Source organism: Draconibacterium sp. (genome assembly GCF_041583095.1).
Taxonomy (GTDB): domain Bacteria; phylum Bacteroidota; class Bacteroidia; order Bacteroidales; family Prolixibacteraceae; genus Draconibacterium.
In genome coordinates this window covers 1-18,399 of the sequence record NZ_JBFHGM010000075.1, presented here as the reverse complement: position 1 = coordinate 18,399, position 18,399 = coordinate 1, and the positions used below count along the sequence as shown (strand labels likewise).

18 protein-coding genes and 2 riboswitches are annotated in these 18,399 nt (G+C 40.9%); of the genes, 14 read left to right on the top strand and 4 right to left on the bottom strand.

Annotation, left to right across the window (positions count from 1 at the left end; all coding sequences use genetic code 11):
• Nucleotides 1-344 (bottom strand): Hsp20/alpha crystallin family protein (locus ABZB17_RS09290; RefSeq protein WP_372649648.1); only part of this gene is annotated, 344 nt, incomplete at its 3' end.
• Nucleotides 345-1,012: 668 nt separating this feature from the next.
• Here ABZB17_RS09290 and truA point away from each other — a divergent pair.
• A complete protein-coding gene (gene truA, locus ABZB17_RS09285) occupies nt 1,013-1,774 on the top strand; it encodes a tRNA pseudouridine(38-40) synthase TruA (protein WP_372649646.1) in 762 nt (253 codons plus the stop codon).
• Here truA and ABZB17_RS09280 read toward each other — a convergent pair.
• A complete protein-coding gene (locus ABZB17_RS09280; protein WP_372649644.1) occupies nt 1,755-2,066 on the bottom strand; it encodes a helix-turn-helix domain-containing protein in 312 nt (103 codons plus the stop codon). The two genes, truA and ABZB17_RS09280, sit on opposite strands and share 20 nt — an antisense overlap.
• Between ABZB17_RS09280 and ABZB17_RS09275 the strand changes: the two genes are divergently transcribed.
• The 13 genes from ABZB17_RS09275 (at nt 1,996) to cbiB (ending at nt 15,202) form a co-directional block, all read left to right on the top strand.
• Entirely contained in the window at nt 1,996-2,199 is a 204-nt protein-coding gene (locus ABZB17_RS09275) for an NAD(P)/FAD-dependent oxidoreductase (RefSeq protein WP_372649642.1), read from the top strand. The genes ABZB17_RS09280 and ABZB17_RS09275 overlap by 71 nt on opposite strands.
• Nucleotides 2,200-2,299: 100 nt before the next feature.
• Nucleotides 2,300-2,502: riboswitch (cobalamin riboswitch) on the top strand.
• Nucleotides 2,503-2,572: 70 nt separating this feature from the next.
• The gene (locus ABZB17_RS09270) at nt 2,573-3,379 is read left to right on the top strand and encodes an ABC transporter substrate-binding protein (RefSeq protein ID WP_372649640.1); all 807 of its coding nucleotides are present in this window, start codon (nt 2,573-2,575) and stop codon (nt 3,377-3,379) included.
• A 19-nt stretch (nt 3,380-3,398) separates the two neighbouring features.
• Nucleotides 3,399-4,409, top strand: a complete 1,011-nt coding sequence (locus ABZB17_RS09265; RefSeq protein ID WP_372649638.1) for a FecCD family ABC transporter permease — start codon at nt 3,399-3,401, stop codon at nt 4,407-4,409.
• 1 nt (nt 4,410) lies between these two features.
• Nucleotides 4,411-5,211, top strand: coding sequence for an ABC transporter ATP-binding protein (locus ABZB17_RS09260; protein WP_372649636.1), 801 nt, complete (start codon nt 4,411-4,413; stop codon nt 5,209-5,211).
• Between the two features lie 256 nt (nt 5,212-5,467).
• A riboswitch (cobalamin riboswitch) is annotated at nt 5,468-5,685 on the top strand.
• Between the two features lie 79 nt (nt 5,686-5,764).
• Complete coding sequence (locus tag ABZB17_RS09255; RefSeq protein ID WP_372649634.1) at nt 5,765-7,699, top strand: TonB-dependent receptor; 1,935 nt, start codon at nt 5,765-5,767, stop codon at nt 7,697-7,699.
• Nucleotides 7,700-7,714: 15 nt separating this feature from the next.
• Nucleotides 7,715-9,019: a PKD domain-containing protein gene (locus ABZB17_RS09250; RefSeq protein WP_372649632.1), complete on the top strand. Its 1,305-nt coding sequence runs from the start codon at nt 7,715-7,717 to the stop codon at nt 9,017-9,019.
• A 3-nt stretch (nt 9,020-9,022) separates the two neighbouring features.
• On the top strand, nt 9,023-9,415 hold the full coding sequence (locus ABZB17_RS09245) for a DUF4430 domain-containing protein (protein ID WP_372649630.1): 393 nt from the start codon (nt 9,023-9,025) through the stop codon (nt 9,413-9,415).
• A gap of 125 nt (nt 9,416-9,540) precedes the next feature.
• Nucleotides 9,541-10,068 carry a bifunctional adenosylcobinamide kinase/adenosylcobinamide-phosphate guanylyltransferase gene (gene cobU / locus ABZB17_RS09240; RefSeq protein WP_372649628.1) on the top strand — a complete coding sequence of 176 codons (528 nt, stop codon included), beginning with the start codon at nt 9,541-9,543 and terminating at the stop codon, nt 10,066-10,068.
• Nucleotides 10,069-10,200: 132 nt separating this feature from the next.
• The gene (cobT, locus tag ABZB17_RS09235; RefSeq protein ID WP_372649626.1) at nt 10,201-11,205 is read left to right on the top strand and encodes a nicotinate-nucleotide--dimethylbenzimidazole phosphoribosyltransferase; all 1,005 of its coding nucleotides are present in this window, start codon (nt 10,201-10,203) and stop codon (nt 11,203-11,205) included.
• Between the two features lie 303 nt (nt 11,206-11,508).
• Nucleotides 11,509-12,270 (top strand): adenosylcobinamide-GDP ribazoletransferase, encoded by a 762-nt coding sequence (locus tag ABZB17_RS09230; RefSeq protein WP_372649624.1) that lies wholly within the window; start codon nt 11,509-11,511, stop codon nt 12,268-12,270.
• Nucleotides 12,267-12,815: an alpha-ribazole phosphatase gene (cobC, locus tag ABZB17_RS09225; protein WP_372649623.1), complete on the top strand. Its 549-nt coding sequence runs from the start codon at nt 12,267-12,269 to the stop codon at nt 12,813-12,815. Before ABZB17_RS09230 ends, cobC begins: the two co-directional genes overlap by 4 nt.
• A complete protein-coding gene (locus ABZB17_RS09220) occupies nt 12,808-14,283 on the top strand; it encodes a cobyric acid synthase (RefSeq protein WP_372649621.1) in 1,476 nt (491 codons plus the stop codon). The genes cobC and ABZB17_RS09220 overlap by 8 nt, the downstream gene beginning before the upstream one ends.
• A complete protein-coding gene (cbiB, locus tag ABZB17_RS09215; protein ID WP_372649619.1) occupies nt 14,276-15,202 on the top strand; it encodes an adenosylcobinamide-phosphate synthase CbiB in 927 nt (308 codons plus the stop codon). Before ABZB17_RS09220 ends, cbiB begins: the two co-directional genes overlap by 8 nt.
• A gap of 1,587 nt (nt 15,203-16,789) precedes the next feature.
• Here cbiB and floA read toward each other — a convergent pair.
• Nucleotides 16,790-17,776: a flotillin-like protein FloA gene (floA, locus tag ABZB17_RS09210; protein WP_045032624.1), complete on the bottom strand. Its 987-nt coding sequence runs from the start codon at nt 17,774-17,776 to the stop codon at nt 16,790-16,792.
• Nucleotides 17,777-17,779: 3 nt separating this feature from the next.
• Complete coding sequence (locus tag ABZB17_RS09205; protein ID WP_045032627.1) at nt 17,780-18,250, bottom strand: NfeD family protein; 471 nt, start codon at nt 18,248-18,250, stop codon at nt 17,780-17,782.
• Nucleotides 18,251-18,399 lie beyond the last annotated feature (149 nt).

Sequence of the window (18,399 nt, the reverse complement as noted above, 5' to 3'; positions counted from 1 at the left end):
TGTGGTTTTACTTCATCGCGTTTTGGCAGTACAATATGTAAAATGCCGTTATCGTATTTGGCCGAAATTTTTTCTCCAACTACAGCGTTTTCAGCAACGGTGAATGAACGTTGGAACGATTGGTAACTGAACTCTTTACGTGTATAGTTTTCATTCTTTTCTTCTTTTTCGTTTTTCTTTTCAGACGAAATAGTGAGCACGTTATTTTTAAAGTTCACGTTAAAATCGTTTTTGCTCATTCCCGGAGCTGCAACCTCGATAACAAAATCATCGTCGGTTTCTTTTACATTAACTGCCGGTAACGAAGTGTTTGTGCTCGAAAAATTCGAGTGATTCCAATCCATCAATTCATTGTTAAAAAACCTGTCAAAGACTGATGGAAAATACGGTTCGTTTCTTCTTGCTAATTTCATGACTTTATCCTCCTTTAACTTTTTGGTTAAACAATTCATTGAACATTCAGTAACAAAAAATCAAAAGGTATACCATACCTGAATTTCTGAAAATATTTCAGACTTAGCTGTCTGGTTGTCAGTTGGTTTGGTGTGTTTTTTAAATGTTATTGAAAGTCAGGATTTTGTAAAATGTCAAAATTTCAGCTTGTCTCCTTTATTGTTAAACAACATCTTTATCGCTCTTGCTTTTAATGAATTAATACATTAATTTTATTAAATAAACCTGACGCCCCATTTAAAGGGCCGCCAAATTAAAACGAACAATGAAAAGTTTTAACTCCATAAAATGTTAAGTATAAGTTTTAACAACGGATACTTTTTGGAGGATAAAAACTGCTTATAAAACCGCTGATATTGCATTAGAAACTCAAGGGATAGGATTGACAAAAGTTAATGAATACTTTCAAAAACTTTTAGGCTTCGTTCTGAAGTCGCGTGTTTGGGGTTAACTGGGGCCGCCTCTCTGAAAAAGAGAGGCGGCTATTTTTTTGCTGATAGTATGATTGAACTGTGCTTTCAACTTTTTCTGTAATTTTACGCCCTGATAAACGAGAACAATGCCACAACGCTATTTTTTACAACTCAGTTATAAAGGAACTAATTATCATGGTTGGCAAATCCAGCCCAATGCCGTTTCGGTTCAGGAGGTTATGGAGGATGCACTATCAAAAATCCTGCGCGAGAAAATAGATGTAGTTGGTGCCGGAAGAACCGATACCGGAGTGCATGCTTCGTTTTTTATCCTGCATTTTGATTCGGGAAATGGTATTCCTGAAAATCTGGATATCGTTTATAAACTCAACAGCTTTTTACCTTCGGATATTGCCGTGCAAAAAGTTTGGTCGGTTGATGCGGAGGCGCATGCCCGGTTTAGTGCTATATCACGAACTTATCATTATTTTATCTCAACTGAAAAAGATCCGTTTGCTACTGAAACGAGCCACAAATACCTGAAACCGCTCGATGTGGATAAAATGAACCAGGCAGCACAAAAGCTTTTTAACTACACTGATTTTACAAGTTTTAGTCGCCTGCATACGGATGTAAAAACCAACAACTGCAAAATTATGCAGGCCGAGTGGACGCAGCGCGGCGAGCGATTACAATTTACAATAAAAGCCGATCGGTTTTTACGCAATATGGTGCGTGCCATTGTTGGTACATTGCTGGAAGTGGGACAGGGCAAAATCAGTATCGAACAGTTTTGTGAGATTATTGAAAAACAGGATCGTGGCGCGGCAGGTGCATCCGCTCCGGCGCAGGGATTGTTTTTGGTGGATATTGAGTATCCTGAAAATATTACACAGGGCCGCGGTTAAATTTTTTGCGGTATTGCAATGGCGATACGCCATTAATTCGCTTAAACTGCCGGTTAAAATACGAAATGCTGTTGTAGCCACATTCAATGGCAATATTCCCAAAACTATCGTTACTACCGGCTATTAATTTTCCTGCATACTCAATCCGCATATCATTCAGAAATTCAGAATAAGCTTTACCTGTTCGTTGTTTAAAATAGCGGCAAAACGAATTGGGAGTTATGTTCGCGACATCCGTCAGTTGTAGACCGGTTACACCAACCGGAGTTCCAATAATTGGCCGAACAAACAAATACAACAATCTGCTTATAGCAACCGGTCATGCCATGATGGGGGTTAGTCTTGGCCCGATAACAGGAAAAATTATCAGCCAGTTGTTGGCGGGTGAAAAACCCGGTTTCGACATGGAACTGATGAAAATATAATCCTCGCATAGAGAGTTGTTAACCCCCTGTACCACACAATTCTTATCTTCAAAAAACACAAAAGAAATCAGAAAACTTTCCGACAGAAAAGATTCTGCTTATATTTGTCGGCGAGTTTGGTTCGATGGTTTATAGCACTATAAACACGATGAAAAGGGAATCCGGTGTAAATCCGGAACTGTACCCGCAGCTGTATTTCCTGAAACTGATCATTACTCACGCCACTGTCGGTTTAGCCAATGACGGGAAGGCAATGATCAAAGGGGATGAGTCAGAAGACCTGCCAACAATATGGATGAACGAACTTCGGGAACAAAGTTTCGGGAATCAATCTATTGATTTCTGCATCTGATTTCCTGTTAATTTAAAACGGATGAAGATTAAAATACTCGTTGTATTGCTGCTTGCCGGTTTTTCGGTGTTTGCACAGAACGTTAACCGCGTAATTTCGCTGGCACCGTCGATTACCGAAAATATTTATCTGGTTGGTGGAAAAGATAAATTGGTTGGATGTACTAGTTATTGCATGCTGGCCTTAAACGATGGTGTTGAGGAAATTGGTTCAACAATCGATATTAATGTGGAGAAAGTATTTGCTCTAAAGCCTGATTTGGTGCTGACCATGAAGTTGACAAAAGCGCAGGATATTGCCGCTCTTGAAAAACTGGGGGTACGGGTTAAGGTGCTGGAAACGCCGGTTTCCTTTGACGAAATTTGTGAGCAAACACAACAAATAGCTGACCTGATTGGTTGCGAAGATCAATCGACAGAAGTGGTTGCAAAAGCCCGAAAAACAGTTGCAGAAATTCAGGCAAAATCAAAGCAATTGCCTCCTTCAAAAATATTCTTTCAAATAGGGGCCAATCCGGTGTTTTCGGTGTTGGACAATACTTTCATGAATGATTTTATTCGCTTATGTAATGCAACGAATATTGCCTCCGGATTGACCCATGGAACTCTAACGCGTGAAAGTGTTTTGCTAAAAAATCCGGATGTGATAATTATTGCTGAAATGGGTGGTTTTGGCCAGGAGGAACAAAAAGTGTGGAACAGTTACGAAGGGATGGAGGCTGTGAAAAACAACAAAGTATATTTGATCTCTTCCGAAACATCCTGCAGCCCAACGCCGGCCAATTTTGTAAGCGCGTTGAAAGATGTTTATCGTTTTATAAGCGAGTAAATCCGATATTTAGAGAACAATGAACAGCAAATATTTAAAATGGATACTTTTTTTAGCCGCACTTTTGGTGTTGTTGCTGGTGTCTGTTTTGTTTTCATTATCGGCCGGAGAAGTAAAAGTGTCGCTCTCGCAACTGCCACAAATATTGTCGGATAAAGGCAGCATCGAATATACTGTTTTAGCAAAAATCCGCGTTCCCCGGATATTGATGGCTATTGGTGTTGGAGGCGCTTTAAGTCTGTCGGGAGTGGTGCTGCAGGGAATTTACCGTAACCCGCTGGTTGAGCCGTATACGTTGGGTATTTCCGGCGGTGCTGCATTGGGTGTAGCTATTGCCATTGTTTTCGGATTGAATACATTGAGCTTCTTTTCACTTCCGGCATTTGGGTTTCTGGGAGCATTTGTTACGCTCATTGTTGTATATCTGTTAAGCATAAAACGTGGAGGTTTAAGCATAAACAGCATGTTGCTGATTGGGGTGATGGTAAGTTTTGTATCATCCTCGGCCATGATGTTTCTGATGTCGATTTCTTCCACCGAGAACCTGCATAATATTGTTTTCTGGGTGATGGGCTCGCTGGATGAATCAAACAACTCGCTGATTGCAATTGCTTTTTATTCGTCGCTGGCCGGGCTTGTAATTTCGTACTTTTTTGCACAAACACTAAATGCACTTCGTTTGGGTGAAGTAAAAGCACGGCACCTGGGTATAAATACCGGAGTAGCCATAAAATTGTTGTTCTTTGTGGCTTCGCTGCTCACCGGAATTGCAGTTTCGGTAGCCGGAGTTATCGGTTTTGTTGGTTTGGTTATTCCACACTTAATCCGACTGATTATTGGCAACGATTATCGTATTCTTTTGGCCGGCTCGTTTTTGGGAGGAGCCATTTTTCTGATTCTTTCTGATACGATTGCCCGAACCATAATTTCACCAAACGAATTGCCAATCGGGGTAATTACCGGTTTTGTTGGTGGATTGGTTTTTATTATTGTACTGAGTCGCTCAAAGTCACATTTCAAACTGAATTAGCATGGAACAGTTTTTTCATATCACTAATTTTTCCTGCGGTTATCCCGGTAAGTTTTTACTGAAGGATGTGAGTTTTGATGTGGCAAAAGGCGATTTTGTGGGAATTATCGGTCCAAACGGTTCGGGAAAAACTACCTTGTTTAGGGGGATTTCAGGAGAGCTTCCTCCGCTGAAAGGAAAAATGGAGTTGAAGGGGTTGGATACGCGAAAAATGAATCTGAAGCAGCGTGCACAAAATATTGCCATTGTTACGCAGAATATTGAAATTGGCAGTATGACCGTTGAAGAATATGTGCTGATGGGGCGGATTCCATATCACAAACAATTCCAGTTTTTCGAGACCAAAGAGGATTTTGCCATTGCCGAGAAATACATGAAACTAACAGGCGTTGAAAAGCTAAAGGGCAAATACATGAATGCCTTAAGTGGTGGAGAGCAGCAACTGGCCGGAATCGCCCGTGCTTTAACACAGGAGCCCGATCTGCTATTGCTTGACGAGCCAACTTCGCATCTGGATATCACGCATCAGGTACAAACGTTAAATCTCATCCGTCGGTTGAGTCGCGAACTGGGATTAACCGTTCTGATGATCATTCATGACCTGAACCTGGCCGGAGAATATTGCGATTCGCTGATTATGATGCAGGAAGGCCATATTCGTAAAAAAGGCCTACCGGTAGAAGTGCTTAATTATGCAGATATTGAAGCGGTGTACGAAACTGTTGTTGTGGTGCGCACCAATCCAATCTCAAATAAACCTGTGGTATTTCTGGTATCGGAGGAGGTTATCGAAAAAAGTTAAATCGAAGACTGAGTGATGCCCTCACTTCCAGTGAGAGTATCACTATCTGTAGGTCAATTTCCCCATTGAAACAATTCATTATTAGATTTTCAGGTGTATGCTAATTCATTCTTAATTCACCATTAAGTCTTTTTTGTTTTTGTTAAAATGCATCATATCAGTTTAATGTGCGGTTTGTGTGAGTGCAGTTCATAAACAGTGGCAATTTCCTGCGTATCTTTTTCAATAAAAACATGGTTGTTAAAAAATGTGACTATCTTTGTCGGTGAATTTAGGTTCTTAAAATTTCTGTTTCAGAAATAAGATGAAAAGGGAATCCGGTGAAAAACCGGAGCTGTACCCGCAGCTGTAAGTCCTATCCGTCGTTTGACGGATCGTGTTATTGAATCATAAGCCACTTTCCGAGGGAATCGGGAGGGAAGGCATCAATAACCGGGATGAGCCAGAAGACCTGCCATAAATTCAATAGTAAATAATTAAGCTTCGGGATAAAAGCTTGAGAAATATATCCGTATTTTTCATTGATTTATCCAAAGCTCCTTAACTTTTGATAATGAGGAGGTTTGTAGTTTTTGGAATCGTATTGTGGGCGCTGGCTCAAAGTGCAATGGCGCAGCAGCCTTTTACCGTGTTCGACACCGTTCAGGTTGAGGAAGTAGTGAGTTATGGAAAGCTTCAGAAATACCAGTCGGGAGCTAAAATCGAACGTATTAATGCGACTCAGTTTTTGTTGTCGCAGGATGGAAACCTGGAGCAATTACTTTCGCGCAGTTTACCCATCGCCTTTAAGACCAATGCAGGTGGTTTGGCCACTATTCGTATTCGCGGATCGGCGCCCGATCATACCAGTTTTAATTTTGGCGGAATAAATATTAATTCGCTTACGCTGGGCCACTCCAATGTTAATAATGTACCCATTTATCTTTTCGATGAAATTGGGGTGCAGTTTGGTAGTGCCAGTTCGGTAAACGGATCGGGTAGTATTGGCGGAGCCATTCATTTGGGCCTGCAAAACAACTGGACCAACGGTTTTAAGGCCGAAGCCCGCATTGCAAACGGTTCGTTTGGAGAGCAGCTTTACGGAACAAAACTGTTTTGGGGAAACGGAAGGTTTGAAGCGGTTACACGTGCATATTATTATTCGAAAACAAATGATTTTAAATTCACGAATCCCAATTACCGTGATTTCGAAAACAATATTTTTGAAATAGAAGATAAGCAGCACAATGCAGCTATTGAAAATATTGGATTACTGCAGGAACTGAATTATAAGTTCGACAAGGACGAGTTCTTCATCTTTAATATTTGGCTGGAGAAAGACTGGCATCTGGTTCAGCAAAACATGCAAACCAACCTGAGTAATCCGGATTTGCGCGAAGAGTATAACAATGATCATGTGCGTATCTGGACAGGTTATAAAAACCGCAAAAATCCCTTCAAATTAGAAATTAACGGCGGGTATGTATATGATAATGCCGTTAGCAACGAAAATACTTCTGATACCATTTCAACCCAACGCATAATTGGCGAGGCATTTATCGAACACGATTTTTCGCCCAATGCCAGCTATAAAGCCGGAGCTAAAGCTACACGTATTTATCCAACGGTTTACGCTTATTCCGAATCTTTGAAACACGAGGATCGGGTAGACTTGTATGCTTCGTACTATCATCGTTTTTTTAACCGTTTAACCGCAACTCTAAATTTACGCTATGGTTATGTTACCGATTTCGACGTTCCTTTTACGCCGTCGTTCGGATTGAATTACCTGGCGCTTTCAAAAGAAAAGTATGTGCTTCGGTTTACCGGAAATATTGCACGCAGTTATCGTGTTCCAACTTTTAACGACCGTTTTTGGGTGCCCGGCGGAAATCCCGATCTGAATCCTGAAGAAGGAATGAGTTACGAATTCGGCACAAAATGGAGCTACTGCGTTGGAGACATGTCAGGAAATGTAAAACTGAATGCTTTCCTGATGAATGTGGACGACTGGATTCTCTGGAAAAACGGAGGAGCATATTGGTATGCCGCGAATGTGCAAAATGTGCAAAGCAAAGGTTTGGAGTTTATGACCGATTGGAATTATACCATTTTGGGATTAAAAGCAAATTCGGGGCTGAATTATACCTATACTTCTGCAGAGCGTAAAAAGTCGCAGAATAACACGAATGCGCTTAACCGTCAGTTGGAATATGTTCCGCTGCACGCCGGTAATTTTTTCACAACGGTAACTTATAACAAATTCGATTTCACGCTAGACGGAGGTTATACCGACGAGCAATTTACTGATGAGGAAGAAAAAAATGTTCTGGATGCTTTTTTTCTGATGAATGTGGCTGTTGGATACAATTGGAAAATCGACGGACAGAATCAAATTCGAATAAATGGAATGATCAACAACCTGCTGGATACCGATTACCAGGCAAGTTGGGGCTATGCCATGCCCGGCATCGCCTACCGATTGAGCATCACATATAAATTCAAATAAAAAACAAACTACAAAATGAAAAAACAATTTAAAATTTTGACGTTTTTGGCGGTGTTGGCCTTTGCCTTTACTGCTTGTGACGACAATGATTCGGCAAGTGTTACTGCAGGCTTTACTTATGCTCCCGAGGAGAATATACAGGCTGGAGATACTGTGTTCTTTACTAACACTTCATCTGAGGCAGTTAGTTATGAGTGGAGCTTTGGCGACAATGCAACTTCAACAGAAGCAAACCCACTTCATATCTACACCGAACCGGGAATTTATGATGTTACGCTGATTGCGGTGAATGGAGAGTTGAGTAATACGATCACTCATCAGGTAAATGTTGCTGCCGATTTAGGATTTATTATTAACTATGGTAGTTACAGTGGTGATAAATCAACGATTACGGCTTACAACAAATATACTGATGAGGTGGTTAACGAATATTACACTTCGGTAAATGGCGTAAGTATGGTCTCTAATGTGCAGTATGCATACAACTACAACGGTAATATTTACATGATGGGTAATAACTCCGATCAGGTATTTTGGGTTAACAGTAAAACCTTTGAACAAACTTCTAATGCAATCTCTGAAGGTATTGTTAAACCTCGTTACTGCGTTGGGAATGACGATTATCTGTATGTTTCTTGTTGGGGGGGCGATATCTGGAATGATGAGTCGTTGTCGTACATTGCAAAAATTGATCTTTCATCAAATACTGTTGAAAGCACCATTGCATTGCCTGGTGGTCCTGAAGGCCTGGAAATAGCAAATAATAAACTATTTGCTGCTTTAAATTACAAAGATAGTGTTGCTGTAATTGATTTAAACACCGAAGCGGTTTCGTATATTGAAACACCGGCTGTAAGTTCATATTTCTTAAAAGATGCAAATGAAAATTTATATGTTTCATTTGTGAGTACTTACAGCGATTATTCCGAATCAACCGGTCTGGGGTACATTAATACCGACACGAACGAGTTAGTGGATACATATGTCTTTCCCGGAGTTAGTACTTCGTATGTGAATCTACTGGTGTCTAACAACGATTTCTCAAAACTGTATTTAATGACTTCTGCCTACGATGCCAATTATAATCTGAGTGGAGCAGTGGTTGTTTTCGATGTGGAAACAAAATCATTTGATGCCAACAATCTTATTGAAAATGTTGCCGGAATAAATGGTTTGGCTTATTACAATGATAAGCTATTTACATTCGTGTCGGAAAGTGCAAGTGGCAATGGTAAAGTGGTTACCTATTCTCCTGATGGGACTCAATTAAGCGAGTACACAACAGGAATTTCACCATTCATGCTTTTAACGGTTGAATAAGCCATGAACAAACCAAAAATATTTTGCCTTAATCTGCTGTTGGCCTGTTTTATCGGATTATCGGCTTTTGCCAGCAACGGAGAAAAGGTTACTGTTGAAATAGATTTTGGATCGGGCAACCATCCAAAACTGAAAATCGAGACAAATTGGAAAGAAGGGCTTTCAGCTTTGGAAGCCCTCCAGTTTGTTGCGGAAGTAAAAACCCACCCCGTGGGGCAATATGTTTTTGTCGATGAAATTGATGGTGTAAAAGGCGAGCCGAACCAAAGTGTTTGGTACTACAAAATTAATGGCGAGCCTGCCAAAAAGATTGCTATCGACCAGCCTCTTGAAAGCGGAGATAAAATAACCTGGATTTATAAACAAGATGTTTGTAGTCCGAAGGAAGGTGAATAGCTAGACGAATATTTATAGCAGTTTTGCACTAAGTGCGGCACTCAAAGCACATGATAATGATTCTTACCCCTGGTCGCGTACCGGGGGTTTGATTTTTTGTAACTTTTGAAATTCAATTTTAAAGAATGGCACAAATTACATTTATAACAGGCGGTCAGCGTTCGGGTAAAAGCAGTTTTGCACAAAAAAGTGCTGAGGAAAATTCGGACGCACCGGTTTATCTGGCAACTGCCCATATATGGGACGAAGATTTTCATAACCGCGTTAAACGCCATCAGTCCGATCGCGGCGAACAATGGCAAACCATCGAGGAAGAGATTGAAATCAGTAAACATGATTTGGCCGGGAAAACAGTTATGCTTGATTGTATTACGCTGTGGCTGACCAATATTTTTTATCAGAACAACAACGATGTAGATGCCAGTCTTGAAATAGCCAAACGAGAGTGGGATAAATTTATCAATCAGGATATGACGCTTTTTGTGGTAAGCAACGAATTGGGAATGGGTGTTCATCCCGAAAATGAAATTGCCCGCAAGTTTGCCGATCTGCAGGGCTGGATGAACCAGTACATTGCCAAATCGGCAAACGAAGTAATTCTGATGGTTTCGGGAATACCTGTTCAAATCAAAGGAATTTCGAATGATGATTAACGAATTGAGATTTCAGAATCCTCTGCGTCCTGGCGCCTTTGCGAGAGAAATATTCTTCGAGTCTTCGTGTTCAAAAAAAAATCTGCTGTAATCAGCGAAATCCGCGAGAAACAAAATAAAAAACCAATAAAAATGACATTAAAAGATCAACTGCAACACAAAATCGATAACAAAACCAAACCTCTCGGATCGCTTGGTCTGCTTGAAGAACTGGCCTTGCAAATAGGTATGGTTCAAAACACGTTGTCGCCCAAAATTGAAAAACCAGCGCATCTGGTTTTTGCTGCCGATCATGGCCTGGCCGACGAAGGTATCAGCCCTTATCCAAAAGATGTAACCTGGCAAATGGTAATGAACTTTTGCGCAGGTGGTGCGTCCATCAACGTTTTTTGCCGTCAGAACGAGCTGGAACTGAAAGTTTACGATGTGGGTGTTGATTACGCTTTTCCGGCAGATCTTCCCGTGATTAACGCAAAAATTGCAAACGGAAGCCGTAACATGCGAAAAGAACCGGCCATGACCGTGGAAGAATGCCGCGCAGCAATGGAAGCCGGAGCAAAAGCAGTTCGTGAAGAGGCTGCTAAAGGGTGTAATACCATCGGTTGCGGCGAAATGGGAATTGGAAATACCTCACCTTCGTCGTTATTGATGCATAAATTTACCGGCCTTTCAATGGAAGATTGCACAGGCAGGGGCTCGGGTTTGAATGATGAGCAGGTTGATCGTAAAACCAGAATACTAAAAGAAATTGCCGCGAAATACAATCCGGGCACACCCGAAGAGATTCTGGCTACTTTCGGAGGCCTCGAAATTGCTGCCATGACGGGAGCTTACCTCGAAGCGAAAAAACAAAATATGCTTATCCTGATCGATGGTTTTATTGCTACAGCTGCTGTGCTTACGGCAATACAAATGGATCCTGCCGTAAAAGATAATTGTGTATTTTGCCATGGTTCCGACGAAAAAGGACATAAGCTGATGCTGGAGCACCTTGGGGCAAAACCGCTGCTGCAGTTGGGAATGCGACTGGGCGAAGGAACCGGAGTTGCCGTTGCGATGCCGCTGCTAAAATCGGCTGTTAATTTTCTGAATGAAATGAGCAGCATGGAAGATGCCGGTGTTAGTAACAAAGATTAAACTGATTGCTTGCTTGTAAACCTTGGTTGACAGGCGACCAACTAAGGTTGACAGAGAACCAACTAAGGTTGATAGAGAATCAACTAAGGTTGATAGAGAACCAACTAAGGTTGATGAAGAACCAACTAAGGTTGGTAGAAAACCAACCAAGGTTGATAGAAAACCAACCAAGGTTGATTATAAATCAACCAAAGATGATATTTAAACATCTAAGGTTGATAGGCAAACAACCATGGTAGAAAAAGAAATAACTAAGGTTGAAGGCAAATCAACCCGAATGATTTTAGCAGAAATAAGCAACAAATGAGAAACGAGATAAAAATATTCCTCACCGCCCTGATGTTTTACACCCGAATTCCGGTGGGGTATATTCACGGATGGTCGGAGAAGATGTTGAACAAATCAACGCGCTACTTTCCGGTAATCGGATGGATTGTCGGAGCCATTGGGGCATTGGTTTATTTTGCTTTTAGCGCTGTGCTGCCTGTTACGCTGGCAGTTGCACTTAGCATGGTAGCCACAATATTGTTAACCGGAGCATTTCATGAAGATGGTTTCGCCGATTTCTGCGATGGTTTTGGTGGCGGCTACACGCCCGAACGTATCCTGGAAATAATGAAAGACAGCCGGATAGGCACCTACGGAACTGTTGGACTATTGTCGGTTTTGGCGATAAAATTTCTGGCCTTATCGCATGTCGATGCCATTAGAATACCTTTCATTTTAATTGCCGGGCATGCATTAAGTCGTGTTTTTCCGGTGTTGCTCATCTACTCTTCGGTATATGCAAGGTTAGATGCAAGCAGTAAAACCAAACCTGTAGGGAAAGCCGATTCGTTATTTTCGTTGCTGTTTGCATTGGTTACTGGCGGATTGTCGTTGCTGTTTCTTGCCTGGCAGGAAACAATTCTGGTAGTTGCCGTTTTGCTCATCGTAACTTTTTATTTCCGAAATTATATTACACGCAAATTAGGCGGCTACACCGGCGATGTTTTGGGGGCTCTGCAGCAACTTTGCGAAGTGTTTTTTTATTTGTGTATCCTTTCCTGGCAGAATATAGCATGAAGATTTATGCGATCCGACATAGCAGCGTAAATGTAAAACCCGGAATTTGTTACGGGCAAACCGATGTTGATGTGGCCGAAACATTTTATGAAGAACAAAAACGCTTGTTACAGGATATTGAGCGGGTGAGTTTTGATGCCGTCTGGTCGAGCCCCTTGTTACGTTGCCGGAAACTGGCCGAGAGTCTTTTCCCTGATGAGGAAATCCATTTCGATCCGCGTTTGAAAGAACTGAATTTTGGCGACTGGGAGATGTTGCCCTGGGACGAAATATACACTCAAGCTGAAGGAAAAACCTGGATGGACAATTACCAGGCATTGCCAACAAAAAACGGCGAATCGTACCCGGAAATGGTAGCACGTGTTTCGGCAACTATCAATGAAATTAAAAGCATAAACGCTGAAAATATTGCCATAGTTGCCCATGCCGGAGTAATCCGAATATTAAAAAGTGTGATCGAAAATGTACCCATTTCACAACTCTTTGAAAATTTTAAACCGGCTTACGCCAGTGTTACCGTATTCGATATAGATAAACATGACTAGAACAAAAACATACCGCCCGATAATGTTTGTCGGCACCGGCTCCGATGTGGGGAAAAGTGTTGTTAATGCAGGTTTTTGCCGTATTTTTAAGCAGGATGGATTACGTCCGGCTCCGTTTAAAGCGCAAAACATGTCGCTGAATAGTTTCCCTACACCCGACGGTTTGGAGATCGGTCGTGCACAGGCTGTTCAGGCTGAGGCGTGTGGCATTGATTGCCGTGTGGAGATGAATCCGGTGCTGCTAAAACCTACCAGTTACATGGATTCGCAAATTGTGCTGAATGGCAAACCCTGGGCCAACAAATCGGCAAAAGCATATTTTAACGAAACCGACCGCGATTTTCTGTTCAACGAAGCAATGAATGCTTTTTCGCGACTGGAGAATGAATTTAATCCGATTGTTGTGGAGGGTGCAGGAAGTATCTCCGAGGTAAACTTGTGGAAAAAAGACATTACGAATATGCGGGTGGCTGTGGAGAAAAATGCGGCCACTTATCTGATTGCTGATATTGATAAAGGCGGTGTGTTCGGGAGTGTTTACGGTACCATGATGCTGTTGCCGGAGCAGGAGCGAAAACTGGTGAAAGGCATAATCATCAATAAATTCAGGGGCGATATTACCTTGTTTGAAGATGGTGCAAAAAAGCTGGAGGAACTTTGTGGTGTGCCGGTTGTGGGCATAATTCCGCATTTTCACGACATCTATATTGATGATGAGGATTCGGTGGTGGTCGACAAAAAGCAGTTTATAGCCGTTGAAGGAAAAACAAATATTGCCGTTGTATTGCTGCGGCACATGTCAAACTTCACCGACTTTAATTTCCTGGAAAAACTACCGGAAGTGAACCTGTTTTATGCGGCATTGCCAGAAGATATCGATGAGGCCGATATTGTGCTATTACCCGGCTCAAAGAATACCATTTCCGATATGTTGTTTCTGCAAAAGCAGGGAATGGCAATGGCGGTGAAAAAGGCACACGAACAGGGAAAAGCTGTTTACGGTATTTGTGGCGGTTTTCAAATGATGGGCGAGTGGATTGCTGATCCGCATCATGTGGAAGGGCAGATTGAAAAAGTTCCGGGTTTGGGAATTTTGCCTGTTGAAACGATTCTCACGGAAGAGAAGGTGACGGAACAATGTACTTTTACTTTTCAGAACAGTGAGGAAGGAAAGGGCTACGAAATTCATATGGGTGAAACAATTGCAAAACACGAAAGCTCGGCTTGTATGGTAAACGGCCAAAAGAAGGATGGTTATTACCTGAATGAACGAACCTGGGGAACATACATACATGGCATTTTTGATAATATCAGCGTGGTTAACCGGATTTTAAAAGAGTCGGGGAAACAGCTGGCAACCCAAATGGATTTTCAACAGTTTAAAGAAACGCAATACGACAAACTGGCACAGCTAATCAGGGAAAATGTTGATATGGAATACATTTATAAATCCATGGAAATTGAATGAACAACTTTCTATAATTATTCCGCTGCTGGCGGGTTTTGTACTCGACTGCCTGGTTGGCGATCCGCATTTTCTGCCACACCCAATCCGTTTGTTTGGCAAGGCAATTTCCGAAGGAGAAGCTAAACTGAACCGGGGCAAAAACAGAAAGATAAAAGGAGCACTTCTGGCTTTCTGTCTGATTTTTACCACTTACTTTATTTTTAAACTGGGTTTAACGGTTTTATCCGCCTATCAAAACCTGTACTTTGTTGTTTCTGGCGTTTTGGTTTTCTATGGATTAGCCAACCGCTCGCTTATTCAGGAAGCTCTGCGTGTAATACTAAAATTGGAGAAGGAAGGATTGGAAGCCGGCCGCCGACAATTATCTATGATCGTTGGCCGCGAAACAGCAGCGTTAAACGAAAACCAGATAAGAACAGCAGTTTTGGAGACACTGGCCGAAAACCTCAGCGATGGGGTAATTGCTCCGCTGTTTTTTTATTTCATCGGCGGAGTGCCTGCAATGCTGGCCTATAAAATGGCCAATACCCTCGATTCGATGATCGGCTATAAAAGCGAACGATACAAAGATTTTGGTTTTTTTGCCGCAAAGCTCGACGATGTGTTGAATTTTATTCCCGCACGACTTACTGCGATTTTAATGGCTGCAGTTAGTTTTAACTTCCGGGCCATTAAATTCATCGTTAAATACGGCAGGAAACATTCCAGTCCAAATGCAGGATACCCGGAAGCTGCCCTGGCCGGTATACTCAATTGTCGTTTTGGAGGGCCAAACCGTTATCACGGAAAACTGGTTGAAAAGCCTTTTATTGGCGAAAATCCGAGGCCGGTATATTCAAAGGATGTTTACAAGGCTTGTTTAATCAACTTAGCAGTAACGCTTGTGTTTATTGGAATTATTGTGCTTTGGTGGGTATAAACAAAAAAAAGGACGGGTCAACACCCATCCTTTTCACTAACTAAACCAATAAAACTAATCAAACCTAAACTTATGAACTAAACTTGTATGACAAATGTACGATGAAAATGTGAATCGGAGGTTATCCAAATGTTAAAAAATGTGTTCTATAACATATATTTAATCTATTACTGCTTTGGGAAAATCTATGAGGAGGTTTGCGATCGGTGCTGAATGTCTTGGTTAATCTACTGTTTGGGATGAAAAATAAAAAAGGACGGGTCAACACCCATCCTTTTCACTAACTAAACCAATAAAACTAATCAAACCTAAACTTATGAACTAAAACTTATAGTACAAATGTAAGGTCTTTCTTCGAAACAAAAGTTAATCTAATGTTAAGTTGTCGAATAGCGTATTGTTATTATTTATGAGCGATAAATGTAATCTATCGTTTAAATATTACAATGAGATGTTAAAATGTAATTTAAAATACGTAATAGGTGGCAAAAAGATATGTTGGAATTCATTTGTGGTCATAAAAAAAGGACGGGTCAGCACCCATCCTTTTCACTAACTAAACCAATAAAACTAATCAAACCTAAACTTATGAACTAAACTTGTACTACAAATGTACGGCGAATAAGGCGAAGGGAGGTTAATGCAATGTTAAAATGCCACACGATAACATATTTTAACTTTATGGATCATCAATCGTATTGAAGGGGATTGTTTATTTATGTTTTTTATTTGTCAGAATATCAGTGTTTAACGTCGGTTGTGGCCTGTGGAAATACTTTCAAAACCAGGTTTTTGCGAACGCGTTTGTGTTATTTCCGATGTTAAATACGTATTAAGAACCTGGAAAATGTCCCAATTTTCAACTAATGAAGTATCCAAGAAATTAGGAATTTACTTAACACACGATCATCTTTCTATAATTTCTGAAACAGATATTTTTTCAAAATATAATTCTGTAGGAATTTAAACTGATCAAAATATGTTCTGTGGAAAATTGGCTAAATGTGAAAATCAGTTCGCTGATAGATGAAATGTGAAGAGTGGGTGACTACCAGGTGCTATTGGAGTCTGGTTGGTATAAACTAAAAAAGGACGGGTCAACACCCATCCTTTTCACTAACTAAACCAATAAAACTAATCAAACCTAAACTTATGAACTAAAACTTATACTACAAAGATAAGGTGCGTATGTGAACCGGAGGTTACCCGAATGTTAAAAAATGTGTTTTATAACATATTTTAATTCTATGCGAACTTAAAGAAAATTTATCGGGTGAATTTATATATGGAAAATAATGCGGTGGAAGAGACAGTTTCAGAAATAAGCCATAAAAAAAGGATGAGTCAACACTCATCCTTTCCACTAACTAAACCAATAAAACTAATCAAACCTAAACTTATGAACTAAAACTTATGCTGCAAAGATATGCTGAAAAACATGTTCTGGCATCTAAATGAATCTAAAATCGTCTAAAAAGACAGATATTTTAACAAACGCTTAAGCTTTGGAAAAAATTTTAGAAACAATTGCATAAAAAAGCCCGCTACAAGTTGCAACGGGCTTCACTATTTTATGGTTAATACGTTTTATTGATCGTCTGGTTTGCTTTTATCTTCATCGGCAATCGACTCACGCATAGTGGTATCGGCCATTATGTTTTTGTATTTCATGTAATCCATAATTCCAAGGTTTCCACTGCGGAAGGCCTCAGAAATTGCCAGTGGTACCTGAACTTCAGCTTCAATAACCTTGGCTCTCATTTCCTGTGCTGTAGCTTTATTTTCCTGCTCCAGCGCAATTGCCATAGCACGGCGTTCTTCTGCCTTAGCCTGGGCAATATTCTTGTCTGCCTCAGCCTGGTCCATCTGAAGCACTGCTCCAATGTTTTTACCTATGTCGATGTCGGCAATATCAATCGATAGTATTTCAAATGCTGTTCCTGCATCCAACCCTTTTTCAAGCACTACACGCGAAATAAAATCAGGATTTTCCAACACCGCTTTGTGCGAGTGTGATGAACCGATCGACGAAACAATTCCTTCACCTACGCGGGCGAGTACTGTTTCTTCTCCGGCTCCTCCAACCAATTGTTTAATGTTTGCCCGAACGGTTACCCTGGCTTTTGCAATTAGCTGAATACCATCTTTTGAAACTGCAGTTACAGGAGGAGTATTAATTACTTTCGGATTTACCGACATTTGTACGGCTTCAAAAACATCGCGACCTGCAAGGTCAATGGCGGTTGCCATATTAAAAGGCAGTTCAATGTTTGCCTTTGCGGCAGATACCAATGCATGAACTACTCTTGCTACGTGACCACCGGCCAGGTAATGTGCTTCCAAAGCATCGCGACTTAATTCAACATCGGCTTTTGCTCCTTCAATCATTGCACGAACAATTACTCCCGGAGGTACTTTACGGAAACGCATTAAGAATAACTGCAGGAGTGAAATTCGTACTCCAGATACCAACGCTGAAAACCATAATCCTATTGGGATAAAATAGAGGATTATAAAAAGTAATACGATTGCCCCGATTATTAATCCCCAGGCGCCTACTGCTTCTACTATCATGTTTTATTTATTTAAAGGTTCAACTATAATTTTATTGGATTCAATTTTCAAAACTCTGATTTCGGTATTGTGGTCGATGAAAGCACCGGTTGATTGGGCTTCCACAATTTCGCCATTTACTTTTACTTTTCCCATTGGTGCTAATCTTCCAATCGATTTGCCGGTTTCGCCCACTACAATTTTCTCCCTGTTAATCAGGTCAACTTTTCCAACAATGTTCTTTTCCAGAATCATTTTTTTTCCTGTCCGCGATTTAAAAAAGTAGTAAATCATAGCAGGTGCAAGAATAAGGACTGTGGCCAGTGTAATAAAACCGACAAGTGTTCCGTATTCGGCAAATGCCACGTACACTGCTCCTCCTAAAAGAAGAAACCCGCCAATTCCGGCGATGGTAACTCCCGGGATCACTGCAAACTCAATCAGAAGTAACAGCAGGCCGAGAAGAATTAATAGAATAATAGCAAGAATGCTCATATGTTTTAGTCAATAGTTGCGTTTAATTCACGTTCGATCAATGCATCTTTCAGTGGCTTTAGTGCATCAAAAGCTCCTTTTTTTACATCGCATTTGCCTTTGTAATGCACCAGCATTGTACATTGTGTAGCCTGCTCGTAACCATGTTT

Excerpts from the sequence above, each read along its gene's own strand:
- truA (WP_372649646.1), top strand. The coding sequence starts at position 1,013 with ATGCCACAACGCTATTTTTTACAACTCAGTTATAAAGGAACTAATTAT.
- ABZB17_RS09275 (WP_372649642.1), top strand. The coding sequence starts at position 1,996 with ATGTTCGCGACATCCGTCAGTTGTAGACCGGTTACACCAACCGGAGTT.
- ABZB17_RS09270 (WP_372649640.1), top strand. The coding sequence starts at position 2,573 with ATGAAGATTAAAATACTCGTTGTATTGCTGCTTGCCGGTTTTTCGGTG.
- ABZB17_RS09265 (WP_372649638.1), top strand. The coding sequence starts at position 3,399 with ATGAACAGCAAATATTTAAAATGGATACTTTTTTTAGCCGCACTTTTG.
- ABZB17_RS09260 (WP_372649636.1), top strand. The coding sequence starts at position 4,411 with ATGGAACAGTTTTTTCATATCACTAATTTTTCCTGCGGTTATCCCGGT.
- ABZB17_RS09255 (WP_372649634.1), top strand. The coding sequence starts at position 5,765 with ATGAGGAGGTTTGTAGTTTTTGGAATCGTATTGTGGGCGCTGGCTCAA.
- ABZB17_RS09250 (WP_372649632.1), top strand. The coding sequence starts at position 7,715 with ATGAAAAAACAATTTAAAATTTTGACGTTTTTGGCGGTGTTGGCCTTT.
- ABZB17_RS09245 (WP_372649630.1), top strand. The coding sequence starts at position 9,023 with ATGAACAAACCAAAAATATTTTGCCTTAATCTGCTGTTGGCCTGTTTT.
- cobU (WP_372649628.1), top strand. The coding sequence starts at position 9,541 with ATGGCACAAATTACATTTATAACAGGCGGTCAGCGTTCGGGTAAAAGC.
- cobT (WP_372649626.1), top strand. The coding sequence starts at position 10,201 with ATGACATTAAAAGATCAACTGCAACACAAAATCGATAACAAAACCAAA.
- ABZB17_RS09230 (WP_372649624.1), top strand. The coding sequence starts at position 11,509 with ATGAGAAACGAGATAAAAATATTCCTCACCGCCCTGATGTTTTACACC.
- cobC (WP_372649623.1), top strand. The coding sequence starts at position 12,267 with ATGAAGATTTATGCGATCCGACATAGCAGCGTAAATGTAAAACCCGGA.
- ABZB17_RS09220 (WP_372649621.1), top strand. The coding sequence starts at position 12,808 with ATGACTAGAACAAAAACATACCGCCCGATAATGTTTGTCGGCACCGGC.
- floA (WP_045032624.1), bottom strand. The coding sequence starts at position 17,776 with ATGATAGTAGAAGCAGTAGGCGCCTGGGGATTAATAATCGGGGCAATC.
- ABZB17_RS09205 (WP_045032627.1), bottom strand. The coding sequence starts at position 18,250 with ATGAGCATTCTTGCTATTATTCTATTAATTCTTCTCGGCCTGCTGTTA.